Below are 681 nucleotides of genomic sequence, written 5' to 3'. Positions count from 1 at the left end.
GCGACTTGCAACTCATGAAAAATATCTTCATCAAACTTCAGTTCATCCTTCTTATAACTCTTCCCTTTAAATAGAACTTCATCATTTAACGCTTTGTACAAGTCATTTTCATTTTTTGAGTTCGTACTTTGATATAGTTCATTCATAAATTGTTTTAATGATGGATCTTGAGCAGACTCATCTTTTGTTTTAGGCTTAATTTGAGTACTACTTTGTACCGGTGATTTATTATCATCAAGCCAAGGTTGTTGAACAATGAAAAATAACATTGTACAAACCAAAACAACTACAATAGGTAATGCTTTTTTACGAAATGGTCTTTTATGTTTTACAAAATCCACTTCATTATTTTCATATATAGACTGCTTTATTTTAGAAATAAATTCTTCTTCATCTTTACGATTCTCCATTGGCCCTTTTTTTATTTTTCTATACCAGTCAGGATTTTGTTTATTGTTCATCACTACTACCCTCCCCTATTAATTTTGAAACCTTACTTCTCGCTCTACTTAATCTCGATTTTACAGTTCCAATGGATACTCCTAATGTTTCAGCCATTTCTTCATAAGATAATTCATATTTTGCGTCCAATATAATTATTTCACGGTGCTTTTTAGGTAGTTCTAATACAACCTTCCACACATCATTCATTTCTTCTTGCTTAAAAAATTCTTGTTCTGC

Annotated in this window: 1 protein-coding gene and 1 pseudogene; both read right to left on the bottom strand. The window is 30.7% G+C overall.

Annotated elements, in window-relative coordinates; genetic code table 11:
* Positions 1–461 (bottom strand): annotated as a pseudogene (locus tag DOS87_RS13560) (SH3 domain-containing protein); the annotation flags it as partial.
* Positions 451–681, bottom strand: a 231-nt coding sequence (locus DOS87_RS13555; protein ID WP_141534669.1) for an RNA polymerase sigma factor, incomplete at its 5' end; no start/stop codon positions are given. The pseudogene DOS87_RS13560 and the gene DOS87_RS13555, both read right to left, overlap by 11 nt.

This window comes from Bacillus sp. CR71 (assembly GCF_003429245.1).
Lineage (GTDB): Bacteria > Bacillota > Bacilli > Bacillales > Bacillaceae_G > Bacillus_A > Bacillus_A thuringiensis_S.
The sequence above is the reverse complement of the archived record's forward strand: the minus strand, read 5'-3'. Positions and strand labels throughout refer to the sequence as shown.